Below are 17,553 nucleotides of genomic sequence, written 5' to 3'. Positions count from 1 at the left end.
GTTAGCGGATCTTCAGGGTCGCAAGACCAATCAGGACGAATACAACGGTCAGGATCCAGAAGCGCACGATCACGCGCGGCTCCGGCCAGCCCTTGAGTTCGAAGTGGTGATGCAGCGGCGCCATGCGGAAGATGCGCCGCCCGGTGAGCTTGAACGAGGCGACCTGCAGCATCACCGACAGCGTCTCCAGCACGAAGATGCCGCCCATGATCAGGAGCACGATCTCCTGACGGGTCAGGATCGCCATCATGCCCAGCGCCGCGCCCAGGGCCAGAGCCCCGACATCGCCCATAAAAACCTGGGCGGGATAGGCGTTGAACCACAAAAAACCGAGCCCGGCCCCGACCAGCGCGGCGGCGAAGACGCCGACCTCGCCCACCCCCGGCACTGCGGGGATCTGCAGGTAATCCGCGAACACCGCGTGGCCAGCTGCATAGGCGAACACCCCGAGGGCCCCGGCCACCAGCACCGCCGGCATAATCGCCAGACCGTCCAGGCCATCAGTCAGGTTGACCGCGTTGGAGGACCCGACCACGACCAGCCAGACCAGCGGGATGAACAGCCAGCCAAGGTGCAGCTCGAAATCCTTGAAGATCGGGAGATAGAAGCTCGTCTCCACCGGGCTCTGCGCGGTGGCCATGATCACGCCGGCGGCGATCAGCGCGAACAGCGTCTGCCACAGGAGCTTGGCCTTGGCCGAGAGTCCCTTGCTGTTGCCGTAGCGCAGCTTCAGATAGTCGTCCCAGCCACCAACCGCACCAAAGGCCAGCGTGGTCAACAGCACGATCCAGACAAAGCGGTTGGTCAGGTCGCTCCACAGCAGCGTGGCGACTGCCACCGCCACCAGGATCAGCGCCCCACCCATGGTCGGCGTACCGGCCTTGCTCAGATGCGACTCCGGTCCGTCGTCACGAACCTGCTGGCCGACGTTGCCGACCGTCAGCCGACGGATCATCGCCGGGCCAATCAGCAGCGCGATCGCCAGTGCGGTGACCACGCCCAGGATCGCGCGCAGGGTCAGGTACTGAAAGACCGTGAAGCCGCTATAGAACTGCGCGAGATACTCAGTCAGCGCGTACAGCATTCGCAGCCCCCCGCGCCGATGGGGCCAGTTCCAGCCCCTCGATGATGCGTTCCATGTGCTGGCTGCGCGAGCCCTTGATCAGGACCGTGGTCTCGTCCTCCAGCAGTTCCTCCAGGCGCGTCCGCAGGGCGTCATGGTCGGCAAACCACTCGCCACCCTCGCCAAAGGCCTCGGCGCTGTCGCGCGCGGCCTCGCCCAGGGCCAGGCAGTAGTCCACACCCATCGCGCGGGCCAGCGCCCCGGTCTCCCGGTGCAGCGCCGGGGTCTCGGCACCCAGCTCGCCCATCGCACCCAGCACGAGGATGCGCCGGCCGGGCATCGCGGCCAGCACCTCGAGACCCGCGCGCAGCGAGTCGGGATTGGCGTTGTAGGTATCGTCCCAGAGGCGCGCGCCGCTGGCATGCCAGAGCTCCTGCAGACGACCCTGCACCGGCGTCCAGCGCGCCAGGCCGTTGGCGATCGCGTCGATCGCCACACCCACCGCATTCGCCGCGGCGGCCGCGGCGACCGCATTGGCGGCGACATGGCGTCCCGGGCTGGCCAGGCGCAGGTCGCGGCCGGCGCCCAGGATCGTCAGGCGCAGGCGGTCGGGGGCCTGCCACATGCCCTCGATCTCGCCACCGCCCTCCAGGGAGAAACGCTGGCAATGGTGGTGTTCGTTCAGCGACAGCCAGTAGTCGGCGAACGGGTCGTCCAGATTGATCACGGCCGTGCCGCCCTGGGAGGGCAGCCCCGAGTAGATCTCGGCCTTCGCGTGGGCCACGCCCTCGAGGCTGCCAAAGCCCTCCAGGTGGGCCCGCCCGGCATTGGTGATCATGGCGACCATCGGCTCGGTCCAGCGCGCCATGCGTCCGATCTCGCCGGCATGGTTGGCGCCCATCTCGATCACCGCGTAATCGGCGTCCTCGGGCATGGCCAGCAGGGTCAGCGGCACCCCAATCTCGTTATTCAGGTTGCCCTGGGTGGCATGCACGGAGCCCACGCCCTCGAGGATGCAGCGCAGCATCTCCTTGGTCGTGGTCTTGCCATTGGAGCCGGTCAGCGCAATCACACGCGCCCGGCTGCGGCGGCGCCAGTGCTGGGCCAGCCGACCCAGGGCCTCGCCGGTATCGGCCACCACCACCTGCGGATGCCGGACATCCAGCACGCGCTCCACCAGCAGCACGGCGGCCGGCAGATCGGCGGCGACATGCTCGTGGGCATCAAAGCGCGGGCCGCGCAGGGCCACGAACAGGCCCCCTTCGAGGGGTTGCCGGGTGTCGGTGAACACCCCCTCGAAGACCCGCTCACCGTCGCCGTTTTCCAGACGGCCGCGTACGGCGTCCGCCAGTTCCTGTCCGGTCATCCGGATCATTGGCTACCCCCCCCACTGTCTCCCGCGTTCGTCCGAGCGGCGAGCTGGCGCGCCAGCTCGCGATCACTGAACGGATAAAACTGCGCACCCACCTGCTGGGTGGTTTCGTGCCCCTTGCCCGCCAGCACGATGACGTCACCCGGGCCCGCCTCGGCCACGGCCGCGCGCACCGCCGCCTCCCGATCGCCCAGCTCGCGGCAGGCCTCGGGCCGACCGCAGCCAGCCAACACGGCGGCGCGGATCGCGGCCGGGTCTTCGGAACGCGGGTTGTCGTCGGTCACGATCACCTGATCGGCGCGCGCACTGGCGGCCCGCCCCATGGCCGGGCGCTTGGTGACATCGCGATCCCCGCCACAGCCAAAGACCACGATCAGTCGGCCGGCCGTGTGCGGGCGCAGGGCATCCAGCGCCGCCGCCAGGGCCTGTTCGGTGTGGGCATAGTCCACGACCAGCAACGCCCCGCCGGGCAGTTCGAAGCGCTCCATGCGCCCCGGGACACCGCGCAGACGCGACACCGCATCGACGGCGGCCTGCCAGGAATGACCCAGCGCCCGCAGGGCGGCGAGCGTCGCCAGCAGGTTGCCGACCTGGAACAGCCCGAACAGACCCGCCTGCACCGGCCAGGCCTCGCCCGCAGCCTCCAGCGTGAAGCGAATGCCGTCGGAGCCTGCCTCGACCTCCCGCGCGACCAGATCGGCGGGCGCCCCGACGGCGCTGTAGGTGAGGGTGCGCCCAGCCGTGGTTTCGCGGATCAGGCGCTGCCCGAGGGCGTCGTCGGCATTGAGCACCGCGGTCTCCAGCCCCGGCCAGGTGAACAGCCGCGCCTTGGCGTCGGCATATGCCTGCTGGCTGCCATGAAAATCCAGATGATCCGAGCCCAGCCGAGTCAGCACGGCGACACGCACGGGCAGCCCGGCCATGCGGTCCTGCTCGAGCCCGTGGGACGAGGCCTCGATCGAGAGCGCCCGGCAGCCGTCGGCGGCCAGCTGCGCCAGGTGCCGGCGCAGGTCAATCACACCCGGAGTGGTATGACCACAGTCTTCCAGTGCTCCGAGGCGTCCCACACCGAGCGTCCCGACGACCCCCGTGGGGACACCGATCTGCTCCAGGGCACCAGCCAGCAGCTGGCTGACCGAGGTCTTGCCATCGGTGCCCGTCACCGCGACGACGGGATATTCGGCCGGCCAGGCGCCCCAAAGGGCATCGCAGATCGCGGGCAGCGCGGTGCGCAGACCGCGGAGGTGCAGCACCGGAACATCGAGGGCCGGGGCCGCCTCGGCTTCATCCCACAGAATGGCCACCGCTCCCTGCTCGGCCGCGGTCTGCGCATAGGCAAGGCCGTGGCCTTGCGTCCCGCGCAGCGCCACGAAGACAGCCCCCGGGGTCACCCGGCGGCTGTCCTGGACGAGATCGGTGACACGCTGCCCAGCGACCTCGCGCGCCAGCGCCGGCGCCCCGGCGGGCCACAGGCTGCCCAGTGTCGTGACGGTCTGGACCGTATTCGCCGCCATCATGTCGAGCCCTCGCGTTCGGCGGCGAACTGCATGGGGATCTCCGGCATCGCGTCTGGGCGCACGTTGAACATCCGCAGCGCCGAGCCGATCACGTTGCGGAATACCGGCGCCGCCACGGCGCCGCCGAAGTAGGTGCCGGCATTGGGTTCGTCGATCACCACGGCCATCACGAAACGCGGATCCGAGGCCGGCGCCAGGCCCACGAAGCTGGAGATATAGCGGTCCTCGGTGTAGCCCCCGGGGCCACTCTTGCGGCTGGTACCGGTCTTGCCCGCGATGCGGTAGCCGTCGATCGCGGCCTGACGCGCGGTACCCTCGGAACCGATCGTGTGCTCCATCATCGCGAGCACGCGCTGGGCGGTTTCCGGGGACATCACGCCCGCCGGCTCGCGCAGGTCGTCGGCAGTCTGCACCAGCCGCACCGGGATGCGCTGGCCATCGTTGGCGAAAGCGGTATAGGCCGCAGCCATCTGCAGCGGGGTAATGGAGAGGCCGTAGCCATACCCCATCGTGGCCTGCTCGACCTCGCGCCAGGTCGGGAAGTCGCGCAGGCGGCCGCTCACCTCGCCCGGGAAGTGGGTCCCGGTCGACTGGCCGAAGCCGGCCTGGTGCAGGACCTGCCAGAACCGGTCCGGCGGCATGTCCAGGGCCAGTTTGGTCGCGCCGACATTACTGGAACGCGCGATCAGGGTGGTCAGGTCGATCACGCCATAGTCACGAAAGTCGCGCACGGTCAGGCGCCCGACACGCATGGTCCCGGGACGGGTGTCCAGGGTCACATTGGGGTCGATGATGCCCGCATCCAGGGCCGCCGCAACGGTGAAGGGCTTGATGACGGACCCCGGCTCCATGCTGTCGGTCAACGACCGGTTGCGCGCGAGTTCCGAGCGGATCGAACCGCGATTGTTCGGGTTGAAGCTGGGCTGATTGACCATGGCCAGGACATCACCCGTACGGGCATCCAGCAGCACGGCCGACCCGCCTTGGGCATCGTGCTCCGCCACCGCGGCCTTCAGTTCGCGGTAGGCCAGATACTGCAGGCGCTGATCGATGGTCAGGCGCAGCGTGCGGCCGTCGCGTGCGGGGCGGATACTGGCCACATCGCGGATCGTGCGTCCGTGGCGGTCGCGCAGCACACGCTTGGCACCCGGCGCGCCCGACAGCCAGTCGTTGAACGCAAGTTCGACGCCCTCCTGCCCGCGATCGTCAATATCGGTGTAGCCAAGGATGTGCGAGGTCGTCTCGCCATGCGGGTAGTAGCGCCGGAACTCACGCGTCAGGCCAAGCCCCTGAACACGCAGGGCGGTCACCTGCTCCGCCTGGGCCGGCAGCATATGCCGACGCAGGTACATGAACTCCCGGCTGGCACGCGCCTCGATGCGCTCGGCCAGCCAGTCGGCGTCGACCTGCAGCGCCTCGGCCAGCTCGGGCCAGCGATCGCGTTGCTCGAGCAAGTCCTTGGGATTGGCCCAGGCGGTCTGCACCGGAGCGGAGATCGCCAGCGGCTCGCCATTGCGATCCGTGACCATGCCGCGATAGGCCGATTCGGTCAGCGTACGCACCTGACGCTGCTCGCCCTGCTGCGTCAGGAAGTCGCGGCTGAGCACCTGCAGATCGATTGCACGCAGCACCAGGGCCACCAGCACCAGCGCGGAGACGACCAGCAGCACCTTCAGGCGGCCATGGCTGACCTGGCGCTTCAGCGCTCCCATGTGCGCCCCCCGATCACCACGATGCGATCCGGCTCGGGCTTGATCATGCCCAGTTCCTCAAGCGCCTGCTGTTCGATGCGGCCCTGCGTCGCCCAGGTCGACTGCTCGATCTGCAGCTGCGTCCACTCCAGGTTCAGCGCGTCGCGCTCCGAAAGCTCCGACTGATGCGTGATAAAGGCCTGACGTGCCTCGTGCTTGGCCGCCACCACCCCAACGGCGGAGGCAAAGACCCCGGTCGCCAGGATGATCAGGATGAAGCCGCGAAAGACCATCAGGTGCGCTCCCCCACGCGCAGTACCGCCGAGCGTGCACGCGGGTTGCGGCGCTGCTCTTCGGCGTCGGCACGCACGGGCTTGCCGATCGGGCGCCACGTGCGCTCGGGCGTTTCGGGCATCACCGGCAGCCCGCGCGGCAGGCGCGCGTCCGGGCGCGGGCCACGCAGCGCCTGCTTGACCATGCGGTCCTCAAGCGAATGAAAGCTGATCACCACCATCCGCGCGCCCGGGTGCAGGACCTCCGGGATCGTCTCGAGCCACTGCTCCAGCTCCTTTAGCTCCCGGTTCACATGGATGCGCAGGGCCTGGAAGGTACGCGTCGCAGGATGCTTGCCTGGCTCGCGCCCAGGAACCGCGCGGCGCACGATCTCGGCCAGCTGCGCGGTGCGCGTGATCGGGGCCTCGGCGCGCGCCGCAACGATCGCACGGGCGACGCGACGGGAATGACGTTCCTCGCCATAGTGGTAGATCACATCCGCAATCTCGTCCTGCTCCGCGCGGGCCAGCCAGTCCGCCGCGCTCTCGCCCTGCGCAGGGTCCATGCGCATGTCCAGCGGCCCGTCGTGCTGGAAACTGAAACCGCGCTCCGGGGTATCCAGCTGCGGGGAGGAGACCCCCAGATCCAGAAACACACCATCCGGCGCACGACCGGGGAAGCGCCGGCGCAGGGTATCGGTCATCGCCGAGAAAGGGCCTGGCTCGAAGGAGAAGCGTGGATCGTCCGCAAACGAAGAGGCGGCCGCAGCCGCCTCGGGGTCCCGGTCCATCGCCAGCAGGCTTCCGCCGGCGCCGAGGCGATCGAGAATCGCGCGGCTGTGCCCGCCGCGCCCGAAGGTCCCATCTACATAGAACCCGTCAGCGCGCACGGCCAGCCCCTCCAGCACCGCGTCGCGCAGCACCGGGATATGAGTGGCGTTTTCCGTCATGGTCACAACGCAATGGACTCGAGCGCGTCGTCATCCACGTCACCCCCCAGCGCCTGCTCGCAACGGGCCTCCCAGGAATCGGCATCCCAGATCTCGAACTTGTTGCCCTGCCCCAGCAGCACCGCCCGCTTGTCGAGGCTGGCGTACTGGCGCAGCGGCGTCGGCAGCAGGAGACGGCCGCTACCGTCCAGCTCGCACTCGGTCGCATGGCCGACCAGGAGGCGCTGCAGGTTACGGACCTTCGGATTCATGTTGGGGCGGGACATCAGACTTTGCTCGATGCGCTCCCACTCGGGGAACGGGTACAGGAGCAGGCATCGGTCGGGGTCTACGGTAATCACCAGCTGGCCGCCACAGGATGCCGCCAGCGTATCGCGATAGCGCGCAGGCATGGCCAAGCGGCCCTTGGCATCCAGATTGAGTTGGCTTACGCCTCGAAACATGGCCGGTACCGGTTGCGGTGGTCACCCACCTTTCCCCACCTTTTCCCACTTTTCGACACTATAGGTACGGCTATCTCCAGGAGTCAAGAAAATTGACCCGAAAAAACCAAAAATAAGCGTTGAATCACAGAGACTTAGCGAACACCTGCCCAGCGACGGCGCAGCCAGAAAATAAGACCCCAAAAGCCGCGCCTTGAGGGCCACACTTAAGAAACTACTTCACTATTTTTCGGCAAGAACCGCCGACACGGAGAGACACAGGCCCACGGATGGGGCCGCAAAGGTGGGAAAAAGTGGGAGCCGGCCGTAAGCCGGGTTCTGTCGTGGACAGTCATTCATCTGGGACGTCCGTCACCGGACGCCTCGAGCAGCCTACCCGGGTGCGATGCGGGCCACACCATGCACCCCTATTTGGCCTTGCTCCGGACGGGGTTTACCCTGCCACGGACTGTTACCAGCCGTGCGGTGCGCTCTTACCGCACCTTTTCACCCTTACCTGTACCCGAAGGCCATCGGCGGTGTATTTTCTGCGGCACTTTCCGTCGGCTCGCGCCGCCCAGGCGTTACCTGGCGTCCTGCCCTGTGGAGCCCGGACTTTCCTCCGCATCCAGTGGATACAGCGACTGCCAGGCCAGCTCCCGCGCTCCTTTTACGCCGGCACCTGCAACAACGCAAGGAAAAACCCCATCAACCCTCGTCCTTCAGCCGCAGGGCCCGGGCATAGACACGGTTGCGCGGCAGTCCGGCGGCATCGGCAAGGACCCGCACCGCGCGTTTCAAGGGGAGCTCCCCCAGCAAGGCCCCCAGCAGGCGCTCATATTCGTCAGCCAGCGGGGCATCCTCGGACTCCGGGTCGGCCGCCTGCGGTGCCGGCGCGAGGATCAGGACGAACTCACCCCGCAGACGATTGGCATCGGCATCGAGCCAGGTCGGGAGCTCGCCAGCGGCTCCTCTATAGTGTTCCTCGAACTGCTTGGTCAGTTCGCGCCCCAGGAACACCAGCCGCTCCGGCTCCAGTGCGGCCAGGTCGTCGGCAGCGGCGCGTACGCGATGCGAGGACTCGAACAGGATTGTGGTCACCGGCTGGGCCAGCAAGGTCTCCAGGCGGCGACGGCGGGCCCCACCAGCATGCGGCAGGAAACCCTCGAAGCAGAAGCGATCGGACGGCAGGCCGGCGACGGCCAGCGCGGCGAGGGGAGCGCTGGCACCAGGCACGGCGCGCACGGGCAGCCCCGCCTCCGTGGCCGCTCGTACCAGCCGATAGCCGGGATCGGATACCAGCGGCGTACCGGCGTCCGAGATCAACGCAAGATCGTCGCCCGCCTCCAGCGCAGACAATAAAGAGGGGATCCGGTCGCGCTCGTTATGCTCATGGAGGCTGACCAGCGGGGTCTGCACCCCCAGGTGCGCCAGCAGCCCGCCGCTGTGTCGCGTATCCTCCGCAGCGATACGCGAAACGCGCGCCAGCACGTCACGGGCACGGGGGCTGAGATCGGCCAGATTGCCGATCGGGGTGGCAACCACCCATAACGTGCCGCAATTCGTTGACACAACTTGATGCGCTTTCAATACTGACTCCCCAATACGCTGAGCATCCCGCTATCGTGAACCTATACCTCTCTCCAGCCGCCGGGGGGCGCCACCGGGGCCGCCTGGCCCTGAGCCTGCTCGCCGGTGCAATCCTCGCCGGCTGCGCGACCCCGCGCCCGGACCCAACCCCCGCCCCGGACCCGGAGGAGGAACGACCCGAGGTCGTTGACCTGCCGGCCGAGCAGCAGGCGCCGATCCTGATCAGCGAGGCCTGGGCGGACCCGCAGCCGGACAACGTGCGCGCGGCGATCGACGCGGTCCTGAGCCTGGACGACCCCGACGGCGACCTGGTCGACCGCGCGGACGCGCTGTGGCGCGACCTGGATGCCCAGCACCGGGAACCGCTGGCCGACCGCGTGCGCGGCGCCCGCCTGGCGGCCACCCGCAGGGAGTGGGAAGCCGCGCGCGAGCGACTCGGCGCCGATGACCCGGACGACGAGACCCGTACGCCCGAGGTTTACCGCGAGGGTCTGGCCCTGCATGCACGCCTGCTGGAGCATGAGCGTGAATGGTATCAGGCGCTGGACGCCCGTTTGCGCCTGGATGGGCTGCTCCTGCTGGAGCCCGATGACCAGACCGTTAACCAGGAACGCATCTGGGGCCTGCTCTCGGCGCTTCGACCCGCACAGCGTGACCGCCTGGCGGCGGGCGAACACCCGGATGCCGAGCCCTGGGTGCGGCTGTTCAGCGGACTGCGCAGTGTCAATTCGGAAGAAGACGCCCGCCGCGTGGCTGGCCAGTGGCGCGAGCGCTATCCGTCGCACCCGGCCAACAGCCTGCTCCCGGAACTGGTCGCAAGTCACCCGCTCCAGCCCGAGGCGCCGGAAACGATCCTGGTCCTCCTGCCGCTGTCCGGTGATCTCGCCCAGCTCGGCAATGCAATCCTCGACGGCATCACGCGCGCCTACTACGCGGAGACCGGGGGCCACGGCCGCCTGGTGGTGCGCGACACACGCGGCGACCCTGACACGGCAGCAGACCTCTACAGGCGCGGCGTCGAAGACGGCGTAAACCGCATCATCGGGCCGCTCAACCGCGATGCGGTACGCGCAGTGGCTGCGAGCGAAGAGACTCGCCCGACGCTGCTGCTCAACCGCACACAGCTCGACGGCAACGGGGCCTTCGGCACGCTGGCGCTGAACCCGGAAGAGGACGCCTACGCCGTGGTGGATCGCGCGGTACGTACGGGCTGGCGCAACCCGCTGGTCATCCTGCCCGAGGGCGAGTTCGGCGGCCGCATTGCCGAGGCCTACCAGGATGCGCTCGCCGACCACGGCCTGCGGCCGCGCGATATCGTTCGCCTGCGGCCGGACGCCGAGGACATCAATGCCCGCGTGGGCAATGCGCTCGGGATTGAGCAGAGCGAGGCGCGCATTCGCGACGTCGCCCGCCGTACCGGGCTAAACTTGGAAGGCGACCCCCAGGTTCGGGGTGATGCCGATCACCTGTTCGTGACCGGAACCTCGCGCCAGATGCGCCAGCTCGTGCCCTACCTGCACTTCCACGGCGCGCGTCAACTCCCGATCATGGCAACGCCTCATATCTACGCCGGACAGCCGGATGCCAATCGCGACCGCGATCTCAACGGCATCGTCTTCCCGGACGCGCCCTACCTGTTTACGACCATCGAGCCGCTGAACGGCGAAATGGCCGAAGGGGGGACTGACGAGCTCCCGCGCTTCGTCGCGCTGGGCATGGATGCGATGCGGCTGAGCCTGCATGATCGCGCGGTACGCGAGGCCAGCCACCATCAAATCGTCGGCGGGGCCGGCACCTGGTCACTGAACCCGATCAGCGGGGACTGGGTGCGCGAGCCGGTCTGGGCGCGCTTCGAGAGCGGCGCACCACGCCAGCTGGGGTCCACCAGCGAAGGCAGCTGACCGATGTTCCGCCCGGGCGTGACCGGCCAGGCCGCCGAGGACCGTGCGGCGCACTACCTGACCGGGCAAGGCCTCACCCTGGTGGCGCGCAACGTGCGCCGCCCCTGGGGCGAGCTGGACCTCGTGGCACGCGAGGGCGACACGCTGGTACTCGTCGAGGTGCGCAAGCGTAGCCACCGCGGCTTTGGCGGCAGCGCCGAGAGTATCGATTCCGGCAAGCGCAAACGCCTGCTGCGGGCGGCCGAGGGCTACCTGCAGGAGAGCCGCTGGCAAGGCCCCGTGCGCTTCGATGTCGTGCTGCTGGACGGCGACGACACGATCGAATGGCTGCCCGACGCCATTCAGGGGGACCCGTCATGACACCGCTGGCACGCGAGATCGAGCAACTCCTTCCCGCCGAAGACCGCCTGCTGGACCCGGCCGATTGCTGGTCCTACGGCGCGGACAACTCCAAGCTGCACGCGCCGCCGGATGCCGTCGCCTTCGCCCGCGACGCCGAGACCGTCGCCGAACTCATTCGACTTTGTCGGCGCCTCGGGGCGCCTGTGACCTGCCGCGGACGCGGCACCGGCACCACAGGAGCGGCGGTCCCTGATCACGGCGGACTGGTCCTGTCGTTCGAGCGCATGAACCGGATTCTGGAGGTCGACCCTGCGAACCGCTGGCTGATCGCGGAACCCGGAGTGACCAACGGCGAGGTGCAGGAAGCGGCAGGCGCGCTCGGGTTTTTCTGGCCCCCGGACCCCACGAGCAGCGCCTACTGCACGCTCGGCGGCAACCTGGCCTACAACTCGGCAGGCCCCCATGCGGTGAAGTACGGCACGCCGCGGGACAACACCCTCGGGCTTGCGGCGGTCGCGGGCACCGGCGAGGCCTTCCGTACGGGCGTGCACACGACCAAGGGCGTCGTCGGGTATGACCTCACCCGGCTGCTCATCGGGTCCGAAGGCACCCTCGCCGTGATCACCGAAGCCACGCTGCGCCTCACACCGAAACCCGAGGCGACACGCCTGATTCAGGCCATTTATCGGACCGTGGGCGACGCGGCCGCCGCCGTATCGCGGCTGATGGGCCGCGCGGAGGTCCCGTCGGCCCTGGAGTTCATGGACCATTCGGCGATCGCAATGATTCGTGACTATGCCCCCGACTGCCCACTGCCCCGCGACGCCGGGGCTATCCTGATGATCGAGACGGACGGCACCGCGGCCGGGATCGACGCGACGACGCGCGGCGTCCGCGGCGCCGCCGATGGCGAGGGTTGCCTGCAGACCATCAGCGCGGACACCCCTGAACAGGCTCAGGCCTTGTGGGCCGTGCGCAAGGCGCTCTCGCCGGCACTGCGCACCGTCGCGCCGAAGAAGATCAACGAGGATGTGGTCGTACCCGTCTCGCGCATCCCCGACCTGATCTCGGGGCTCGACCGGCTCGCCCAGGCGCACGCGATCAAGATCGTGAACTTTGGTCACGCCGGCAACGGCAACATCCACGTGAATCTGCTGGTAAACCCGGACGATCCGCAGGAACTCGCCGCCGCCGAACGGTGCCTGGACGCGGTCTTCACGCTGGTGCTGGGCCTCGGTGGCACCTTGTCCGGCGAACACGGGATCGGGCTGGTGAAACGGGCCTTTGTGGGCCGAGAGATCGATCCCGTGGCGCTGAAGCTGATGGCCGGGATCAAACAGAGCTTTGATCCCGACAACATCCTGAACCCCGGCAAGGCGCCGGGGCCGGACATCACTGGGCTTACTTGACGACCTTCAGGGCGGGACCCTTGCGCTTGGCGGCCGGCTTGTCCCCGTCCTGATCCGAACCCGCGGGACCCGAGTCGTCTGGTCCGTCGCCGCCCGGGCCATCTTCCGGCCCTGGTCCCGGCTCGCTGCCGAACATCATCCCCTGCCCGTTCTCGCGCGCATAGACGGCGAGCACCGCCTGCGTGGGCACGTAGACGTCCATCGGGCTGCCGGCAAAACGCGCGGAAAAGGCGACCGCCTCGTCCCCGATGTTCAGCGCCTGCACCGCAGACGGGCCAATGTTGAGCGTGATCTTGCCCTGCTCGACAAAGGCATCGGGCACTAGCGCACCCTCCACCGTGGCGTCGACCAGGATGTGCGGCGTAAAGCCGTTATCCGTGATCCACTCCCACAAAGCCCGGAGCAGATAGGGACGCGAAGAGGTCACAGCCTCAGCTCGCGCTCGGCCTCGGTGAGACTGATCTGGAAGGATTCCCGCTTGCAGACGCGATCCGCGTATTCCTGAATCGCAGTCGGCAGAGAATCGAGATCGATCCCCAGTGACGGCAGACGCCACATGACCGGAGCGATCGCGCAATCCACGATGCTGAACTCGTCACTCAGGAAGTACGGCTTCAGCTCGAAGATCTCGGCCGAGTTCATCAGGCTCTCGCGCAGGATCTTGCGCGCCTTGGTCAGCCCGCCCCCGGACGCCTTCTTCACCGCATCCAACCCCTCGTACCAGTCGCGCTCGACGCGATAAAGCGCCAGCCGCGCGGCCGCACGGGAGACCGGGTCCACCGGCATCAGCGGCGGATGCGGGAAACGCTCGTCCAGGTACTCGGTGATCACATGAGTCCCGTACAGCGCCAGGTCCCGATCCACCAGGGTCGGCACCTCGTTGTAGGGGTTGAGATCGGAGAGATCCTCGGGAAGCTCGTCCGGCCCGAGGTTGACGACATCCACCGCGATGTCCTTCTCGGCGAGGATGATACGCACGCGATGGCAGCGCACGCAGTCGTGAGCAGAAAACAGAGTCATTACGGAACGACGATTGGCGACCAGCGCCATAACTTTCTCCCTACCCCGGTCGTGCGGCACGCCGCGCCGGGCAGACGGTCAATAACACCGGCGGGCGCTCATCCGTGAGCGCCCGCCAGCGACGGTTCAGGCCGCCTAGTGTACGTCTTTCCAGTACTCCTTTTTCAAGAAGTAGGCCAGCACGGTAAACACGGCCAGGAAGATCAGGACGTACAGGCCAATGCGCTGACGGTCGAGCTGCATCGGTTCGCCCATGTACGAAAGGTAGGTGACCAGGTCACGCACTGCGCGATCGTACTCGCTCTGGCTCATCGAGCCATTGCGTACAAGCTCCAGCCGCTCGTTTCCGTCATCGTCCTCGACCAGCTCCTGCCAGCCCTGCAGCTCCCACAGCACATGCGGCATGCCGACGTTGCTGAACACCGTGTTGTTGGCACCCAGCGGGCGGTCCTCGTCGATGTAGAAGCTCTTGAGGAAGGTGTACACCCAGTCTTCGCCATGAATGCGGGTCGCCAGGGTCAGATCCGGCGGCGTCACACCAAAGGCCTCGTCGGCATAGGAGTCGGACATCGCGTTCTTCATCAGCGAGCCCGGGTTCACCAGGTCGCCATCCTCATCGGTGATGAAGATGAAGTTCTCGGTGACCTGCTCTTCGGTCAGACCGATGTCGCGACCCACACGGTTGTAACGCATGTACTGGGTGGAATGACAGGCCATGCAGTAGTTCATGTACAGCCGGGCGCCGCGTTGCAGCGACGCCTGGTTGGTCACGTCCACATTGGCTTTTTGCAGATCACCGCTGGCGCTTGCAGCCGAGGCCGCCGGCACGGTGAACAGGGCCGCCAGGGCCATAACAGTCGTTGCGATAAACGTTTTCATTACGAAGTCACCCTTTCCGGAACGGCACGATCACGACCCAGACCCCGGGCAAACACCGGGACCACCATGCAGACAAACAGATGCACGGTCGGGATCAGCCAGGACCACATAATCAGGCTCGCGTCACTCGGATCGAAGCGCGTGATGTCGTAGAGGGTGTAGATACCCACGACCACCGCGAACAGAATCAGACTGGCCGCCGCGGAGCGCTCCCGACTGAGGAACCACAGCAGGAAGAAGAACGCGAAGTACACAAGCGACCAGCGGAAGCTCATTTCGCTGATCATCGTGGTCGCCTGCTGCAGACCCAGCCAGCCCAGGATCACGAAGGCCACCACGAACGCCGCCAGGTTGAACTTGGCTGCGAACGAGCGATAGCGCATCGACAGAACCGGGTTGCGGTCCAGCCAGGGGATAAAGAACAGCATCATCACCGCGGCACCCATGGCCACCACGCCGAGGAACGGATCCGGCACGGAACGCAGCACCGAGTACATCGAGGTGAAGTACCAGACCGGCGGAATCAGCTCGGGTGTAACCAGCGGGTCGGCCGGGATCATGTTGTCCGGCTTCAGGAACAGACCGCCGCCCATCGGGAAGAAGAACATGATGACCGCGAACACCATCAGGAAGACGCCGACGCCGACGATGTCCTTCACGGTGTAGTACGGGTGGAACGGGATGCCATCCTTCGGGATGCCGTTCTCGTCCTTGTTCTTCTTGATCTCGATGCCATCGGGGTTGTTCGAACCCACTTCGTGCAGCGCGATGATGTGCGCGGCCACCAGCAGGATCAGCACCAGCGGCAGGGCAATCACATGCAGCGCGAAGAAGCGCGTCAGCGTGGCATCGGACAGCAGGAAGTCACCACGAATCCAGGTCACCAGATCCGGCCCGATGTACGGGATGGTCTGGAACAGGTTCACGATCACCTGCGCGCCCCAGTAGGACATCTGGCCCCACGGCAGCAGGTAGCCGGCGAAGGCTTCGGCCATCAGCACCAGATAGATCAGCACACCGAAGATCCAGATCAGCTCGCGCGGCTTCTTGTAGGAGCCGTACATGAGCGCCCGGAACATGTGCAGATAGACCACCACGAAGAACATCGAGGCGCCTGTGGAGTGCATGTAGCGGATCAGCCAGCCCCATTCCACGTCGCGCATGATGTACTCGACCGACGCAAAGGCCAGCTCGGCATCAGGCTTGTAGAACATGGTCAGGAAGATGCCGGAGACGATCTGAATGACCAGCACCAGCAGGGCGAGGGAGCCGAAGAAATACCAGAAGTTGAAGTTCTTCGGCGTGTAATACTGAGCCAGATGTTCGTTCCACATCTGGGACAGGGGGAAGCGGGCGTCAACCCAGCCCAGCAGCCCACCCTGCCACTTTTCCGCGGGATTACCGGCCATCAGACAGCTCCTCCGTCTTCATCTTCACCCACGAGCAGCAGGTTGTCCGTGATGTAGTGGTGCGGCGGCACCTCGAGGTTGTCGACCGCCGGCATGTTGCGATAGACGCGACCGGCCATGTCGAAGCGGGAACCGTGGCAACCGCACAGCCAGCCGCCCTGCCAGTCGGAGCCCATGCCGGGATCGCCGATCTCCGGACGGAACGACGGCGAGCACCCGAGGTGAGTGCAGATCCCGATCAGCACCAGGATTTCCGGCTTGATCGAGCGATGCTCGTTCTGCGCGTATTCCGGCTGCTGGGCCTCGTTCTCGGAATCCGGATCGCGCAGGCGATCGGTCACCTGGGACAAACCATCCAGCATTTCGTCGGTACGCCGCACGATCCAGATCGGCTGTCCACGCCACTCGATGCTGACGCGCTGGCCGGCCTCGACCTCGGTCACGTCGAACTCGACCGGAGCCCCTGCTGCCTGAGCGCGAGCGCTGGGCTGCAAGGACGCCAGGAACGGGGTCGCGACCGCTGCGACACCGGCACCGCCGACGACTGTCGTCGCGGCGACGAGGAACCGGCGACGGCCTCGATTTACGCCTTGGTTTGCCATGTTTGTCTCTCCAAACAACGTGTTGAAATCGTGTCTCGGCAGCCACTCGATACGCGGACGAGGGTGCGGAGATGCCCGCAGACTGCCCCGTGAGCGCGCCGCCCTGGGCGCGCTCACGGGCGAACGGGCAGGCCACCGCGGGGCGGCCAGTAAAATCCGATAGAATTCCCGAACACGCTAATAAGGTCAAGTAGGTGAACGCCTTAAGACCGGGCGGACGGCGTCGCCAGACGCGCCCAATCGATCATAAGTTATTCATGATAAAGGCGGGATTTCAGCGCCCCCGGCAAGAGCAGATTGCCCCGCGAATGTGCGCTCGCCGGGGCGCCGGTCAGGCAGGGTTGTCGATGTCGATGAACCGGTGCTCCAGATCGAAACGTTCGGCGCACCATTCCCCCAGGGCAGGCGCCCCGTAGCGCTCGGTCGCATGATGCCCCGCGGCGAAGTAGTGCACCCCGCTCTCGCGCGCCTCGTGAGTGGTCTGCTCGGAAATCTCGCCACTGATATAGGCATCTACACCCTGCGCCGCCGCCTCCATCAGTAATGACTGCGCCCCGCCAGTGCACCAGGCAACGCGCCGAATCGGCCGCTCGCCGCCCGGCACCCACAGACACTCGCGCCCCAGCACGGCGGAGATGTGGTCGCGCAGGTCCGCCCCCGACACCTCGGCGGCAGAACGACCGTACTGGCCCACACCGTCCTCGCGCAGCACTCCCTCGATCGCAAAGCCGAGGCGATTGGCCAGTTGGGTGTTGTTGCCCAGCTCCGGATGCGCATCCAGCGGCAGGTGGTAGGCCACCAGATTGATCTCGTGCTCCAGCAGCCGGCGCAGGCGTTCACGCTTCATGCCAGTGACCACCTCTGGCTCGCCCTTCCAGAAATAGCCGTGATGCACCAGGATCGTGTCGGCCCCGTCCTCGATCGCGGCCTCGACCAGCGCCAGCGATGCCGTCACCCCGCTGACGATGCGGCACACCTCGGCCCGCCCCTCTACCTGCAACCCGTTCGGACAATAGTCGCGAAAGCGCTCCGGCTGGAGCTCCTCGTTCAGGGCCTGCATTAATACGTCACGTTCGATCACGATCGGTTCTCCGGCTGGACCGGGATCGGCGGC

17 protein-coding genes and 1 other RNA gene are annotated in these 17,553 nt (G+C 67.0%); 3 read left to right on the top strand and 15 right to left on the bottom strand.

Features of this window, described 5'->3' with window-relative positions:
* Position 1: 1 nt before the first annotated feature.
* The 9 genes from mraY to rsmI all read right to left on the bottom strand — a co-directional run bounded on the left by mraY (position 2) and on the right by rsmI (position 8,832).
* Positions 2-1,084, bottom strand: a complete 1,083-nt coding sequence (gene mraY, locus F468_RS0110400; protein WP_018174844.1) for a phospho-N-acetylmuramoyl-pentapeptide-transferase — start codon at positions 1,082-1,084, stop codon at positions 2-4.
* Positions 1,065-2,438, bottom strand: coding sequence for a UDP-N-acetylmuramoyl-tripeptide--D-alanyl-D-alanine ligase (gene murF, locus F468_RS0110395; RefSeq protein WP_018995100.1), 1,374 nt, complete (start codon positions 2,436-2,438; stop codon positions 1,065-1,067). Before murF ends, mraY begins: the two co-directional genes overlap by 20 nt.
* Positions 2,435-3,952, bottom strand: a complete 1,518-nt coding sequence (locus tag F468_RS0110390; protein WP_018995099.1) for a UDP-N-acetylmuramoyl-L-alanyl-D-glutamate--2,6-diaminopimelate ligase — start codon at positions 3,950-3,952, stop codon at positions 2,435-2,437. Before F468_RS0110390 ends, murF begins: the two co-directional genes overlap by 4 nt.
* Complete coding sequence (locus tag F468_RS0110385) at positions 3,949-5,664, bottom strand: penicillin-binding protein 2 (protein ID WP_018995098.1); 1,716 nt, start codon at positions 5,662-5,664, stop codon at positions 3,949-3,951. The genes F468_RS0110390 and F468_RS0110385 overlap by 4 nt, the downstream gene beginning before the upstream one ends.
* On the bottom strand, positions 5,652-5,936 hold the full coding sequence (gene ftsL, locus F468_RS0110380) for a cell division protein FtsL (RefSeq protein ID WP_018138000.1): 285 nt from the start codon (positions 5,934-5,936) through the stop codon (positions 5,652-5,654). The genes F468_RS0110385 and ftsL overlap by 13 nt, the downstream gene beginning before the upstream one ends.
* The gene (rsmH, locus tag F468_RS0110375; RefSeq protein ID WP_038038537.1) at positions 5,936-6,865 is read right to left on the bottom strand and encodes a 16S rRNA (cytosine(1402)-N(4))-methyltransferase RsmH; all 930 of its coding nucleotides are present in this window, start codon (positions 6,863-6,865) and stop codon (positions 5,936-5,938) included. Before rsmH ends, ftsL begins: the two co-directional genes overlap by 1 nt.
* A 2-nt stretch (positions 6,866-6,867) precedes the next feature.
* Complete coding sequence (gene mraZ / locus F468_RS0110370) at positions 6,868-7,308, bottom strand: division/cell wall cluster transcriptional repressor MraZ (RefSeq protein ID WP_018174848.1); 441 nt, start codon at positions 7,306-7,308, stop codon at positions 6,868-6,870.
* Between the two features lie 292 nt (positions 7,309-7,600).
* Positions 7,601-7,947, bottom strand: an RNA gene (rnpB, locus tag F468_RS13915) — RNase P RNA component class A.
* Positions 7,948-7,995: 48 nt separating this feature from the next.
* Positions 7,996-8,832 carry a 16S rRNA (cytidine(1402)-2'-O)-methyltransferase gene (gene rsmI, locus F468_RS0110365; protein WP_018995097.1) on the bottom strand — a complete coding sequence of 279 codons (837 nt, stop codon included), beginning with the start codon at positions 8,830-8,832 and terminating at the stop codon, positions 7,996-7,998.
* Positions 8,833-8,912: 80 nt separating this feature from the next.
* On the opposite strand from rsmI, the gene F468_RS0110360 reads away from it, so the two are divergent.
* Genes F468_RS0110360 through F468_RS0110350 form a run of 3 tightly spaced genes read left to right on the top strand, consistent with a single transcriptional unit; the run spans position 8,913 to position 12,529 of the window.
* Positions 8,913-10,778, top strand: a complete 1,866-nt coding sequence (locus F468_RS0110360; protein WP_018995096.1) for a penicillin-binding protein activator — start codon at positions 8,913-8,915, stop codon at positions 10,776-10,778.
* A gap of 3 nt (positions 10,779-10,781) precedes the next feature.
* On the top strand, positions 10,782-11,138 hold the full coding sequence (locus F468_RS0110355) for a YraN family protein (RefSeq protein ID WP_018137995.1): 357 nt from the start codon (positions 10,782-10,784) through the stop codon (positions 11,136-11,138).
* On the top strand, positions 11,135-12,529 hold the full coding sequence (locus tag F468_RS0110350) for an FAD-binding oxidoreductase (protein ID WP_018995095.1): 1,395 nt from the start codon (positions 11,135-11,137) through the stop codon (positions 12,527-12,529). Before F468_RS0110355 ends, F468_RS0110350 begins: the two co-directional genes overlap by 4 nt.
* Here the strand turns inward: F468_RS0110350 and F468_RS0110345 are convergent.
* The 6 genes from F468_RS0110345 to F468_RS0110320 all read right to left on the bottom strand — a co-directional run bounded on the left by F468_RS0110345 (position 12,522) and on the right by F468_RS0110320 (position 17,520).
* Positions 12,522-12,956, bottom strand: a complete 435-nt coding sequence (locus F468_RS0110345; RefSeq protein WP_018137993.1) for a ClpXP protease specificity-enhancing factor — start codon at positions 12,954-12,956, stop codon at positions 12,522-12,524. The two genes, F468_RS0110350 and F468_RS0110345, sit on opposite strands and share 8 nt — an antisense overlap.
* Entirely contained in the window at positions 12,953-13,579 is a 627-nt protein-coding gene (locus F468_RS0110340) for a glutathione S-transferase N-terminal domain-containing protein (protein ID WP_018137992.1), read from the bottom strand. The genes F468_RS0110345 and F468_RS0110340 overlap by 4 nt, the downstream gene beginning before the upstream one ends.
* A gap of 105 nt (positions 13,580-13,684) precedes the next feature.
* On the bottom strand, positions 13,685-14,428 hold the full coding sequence (locus F468_RS0110335) for a cytochrome c1 (RefSeq protein ID WP_018993169.1): 744 nt from the start codon (positions 14,426-14,428) through the stop codon (positions 13,685-13,687).
* Positions 14,428-15,837 carry a cytochrome b N-terminal domain-containing protein gene (locus F468_RS0110330; protein WP_018995094.1) on the bottom strand — a complete coding sequence of 470 codons (1,410 nt, stop codon included), beginning with the start codon at positions 15,835-15,837 and terminating at the stop codon, positions 14,428-14,430. Before F468_RS0110330 ends, F468_RS0110335 begins: the two co-directional genes overlap by 1 nt.
* Positions 15,837-16,439 carry a ubiquinol-cytochrome c reductase iron-sulfur subunit gene (gene petA / locus F468_RS0110325; RefSeq protein WP_026182186.1) on the bottom strand — a complete coding sequence of 201 codons (603 nt, stop codon included), beginning with the start codon at positions 16,437-16,439 and terminating at the stop codon, positions 15,837-15,839. The genes F468_RS0110330 and petA overlap by 1 nt, the downstream gene beginning before the upstream one ends.
* Positions 16,440-16,770: 331 nt before the next feature.
* Positions 16,771-17,520, bottom strand: a complete 750-nt coding sequence (locus F468_RS0110320) for a Nif3-like dinuclear metal center hexameric protein (RefSeq protein ID WP_026296527.1) — start codon at positions 17,518-17,520, stop codon at positions 16,771-16,773.
* Positions 17,521-17,553 lie beyond the last annotated feature (33 nt).

It is taken from the genome of Thioalkalivibrio sp. ALJ2, from assembly GCF_000378325.1.
Lineage (GTDB): Bacteria > Pseudomonadota > Gammaproteobacteria > Ectothiorhodospirales > Ectothiorhodospiraceae > Thioalkalivibrio.
Note: the sequence above shows the minus strand (reverse complement) of the source record. Positions and strands in the feature narration are given on the sequence as shown.

Coding starts and splice junctions, on each gene's coding strand:
- F468_RS0110350 (WP_018995095.1), top strand. CDS start 11,135: ATGACACCGCTGGCACGCGAGATCGAGCAACTCCTTCCCGCCGAAGAC.
- rsmH (WP_038038537.1), bottom strand. CDS start 6,865: ATGACGGAAAACGCCACTCATATCCCGGTGCTGCGCGACGCGGTGCTG.
- petA (WP_026182186.1), bottom strand. CDS start 16,439: ATGGCAAACCAAGGCGTAAATCGAGGCCGTCGCCGGTTCCTCGTCGCC.
- murF (WP_018995100.1), bottom strand. CDS start 2,438: ATGATCCGGATGACCGGACAGGAACTGGCGGACGCCGTACGCGGCCGT.
- F468_RS0110330 (WP_018995094.1), bottom strand. CDS start 15,837: ATGGCCGGTAATCCCGCGGAAAAGTGGCAGGGTGGGCTGCTGGGCTGG.
- F468_RS0110390 (WP_018995099.1), bottom strand. CDS start 3,952: ATGATGGCGGCGAATACGGTCCAGACCGTCACGACACTGGGCAGCCTG.
- F468_RS0110340 (WP_018137992.1), bottom strand. CDS start 13,579: ATGGCGCTGGTCGCCAATCGTCGTTCCGTAATGACTCTGTTTTCTGCT.
- mraZ (WP_018174848.1), bottom strand. CDS start 7,308: ATGTTTCGAGGCGTAAGCCAACTCAATCTGGATGCCAAGGGCCGCTTG.
- mraY (WP_018174844.1), bottom strand. CDS start 1,084: ATGCTGTACGCGCTGACTGAGTATCTCGCGCAGTTCTATAGCGGCTTC.
- F468_RS0110335 (WP_018993169.1), bottom strand. CDS start 14,428: ATGAAAACGTTTATCGCAACGACTGTTATGGCCCTGGCGGCCCTGTTC.
- F468_RS0110355 (WP_018137995.1), top strand. CDS start 10,782: ATGTTCCGCCCGGGCGTGACCGGCCAGGCCGCCGAGGACCGTGCGGCG.
- F468_RS0110385 (WP_018995098.1), bottom strand. CDS start 5,664: ATGGGAGCGCTGAAGCGCCAGGTCAGCCATGGCCGCCTGAAGGTGCTG.
- ftsL (WP_018138000.1), bottom strand. CDS start 5,936: ATGGTCTTTCGCGGCTTCATCCTGATCATCCTGGCGACCGGGGTCTTT.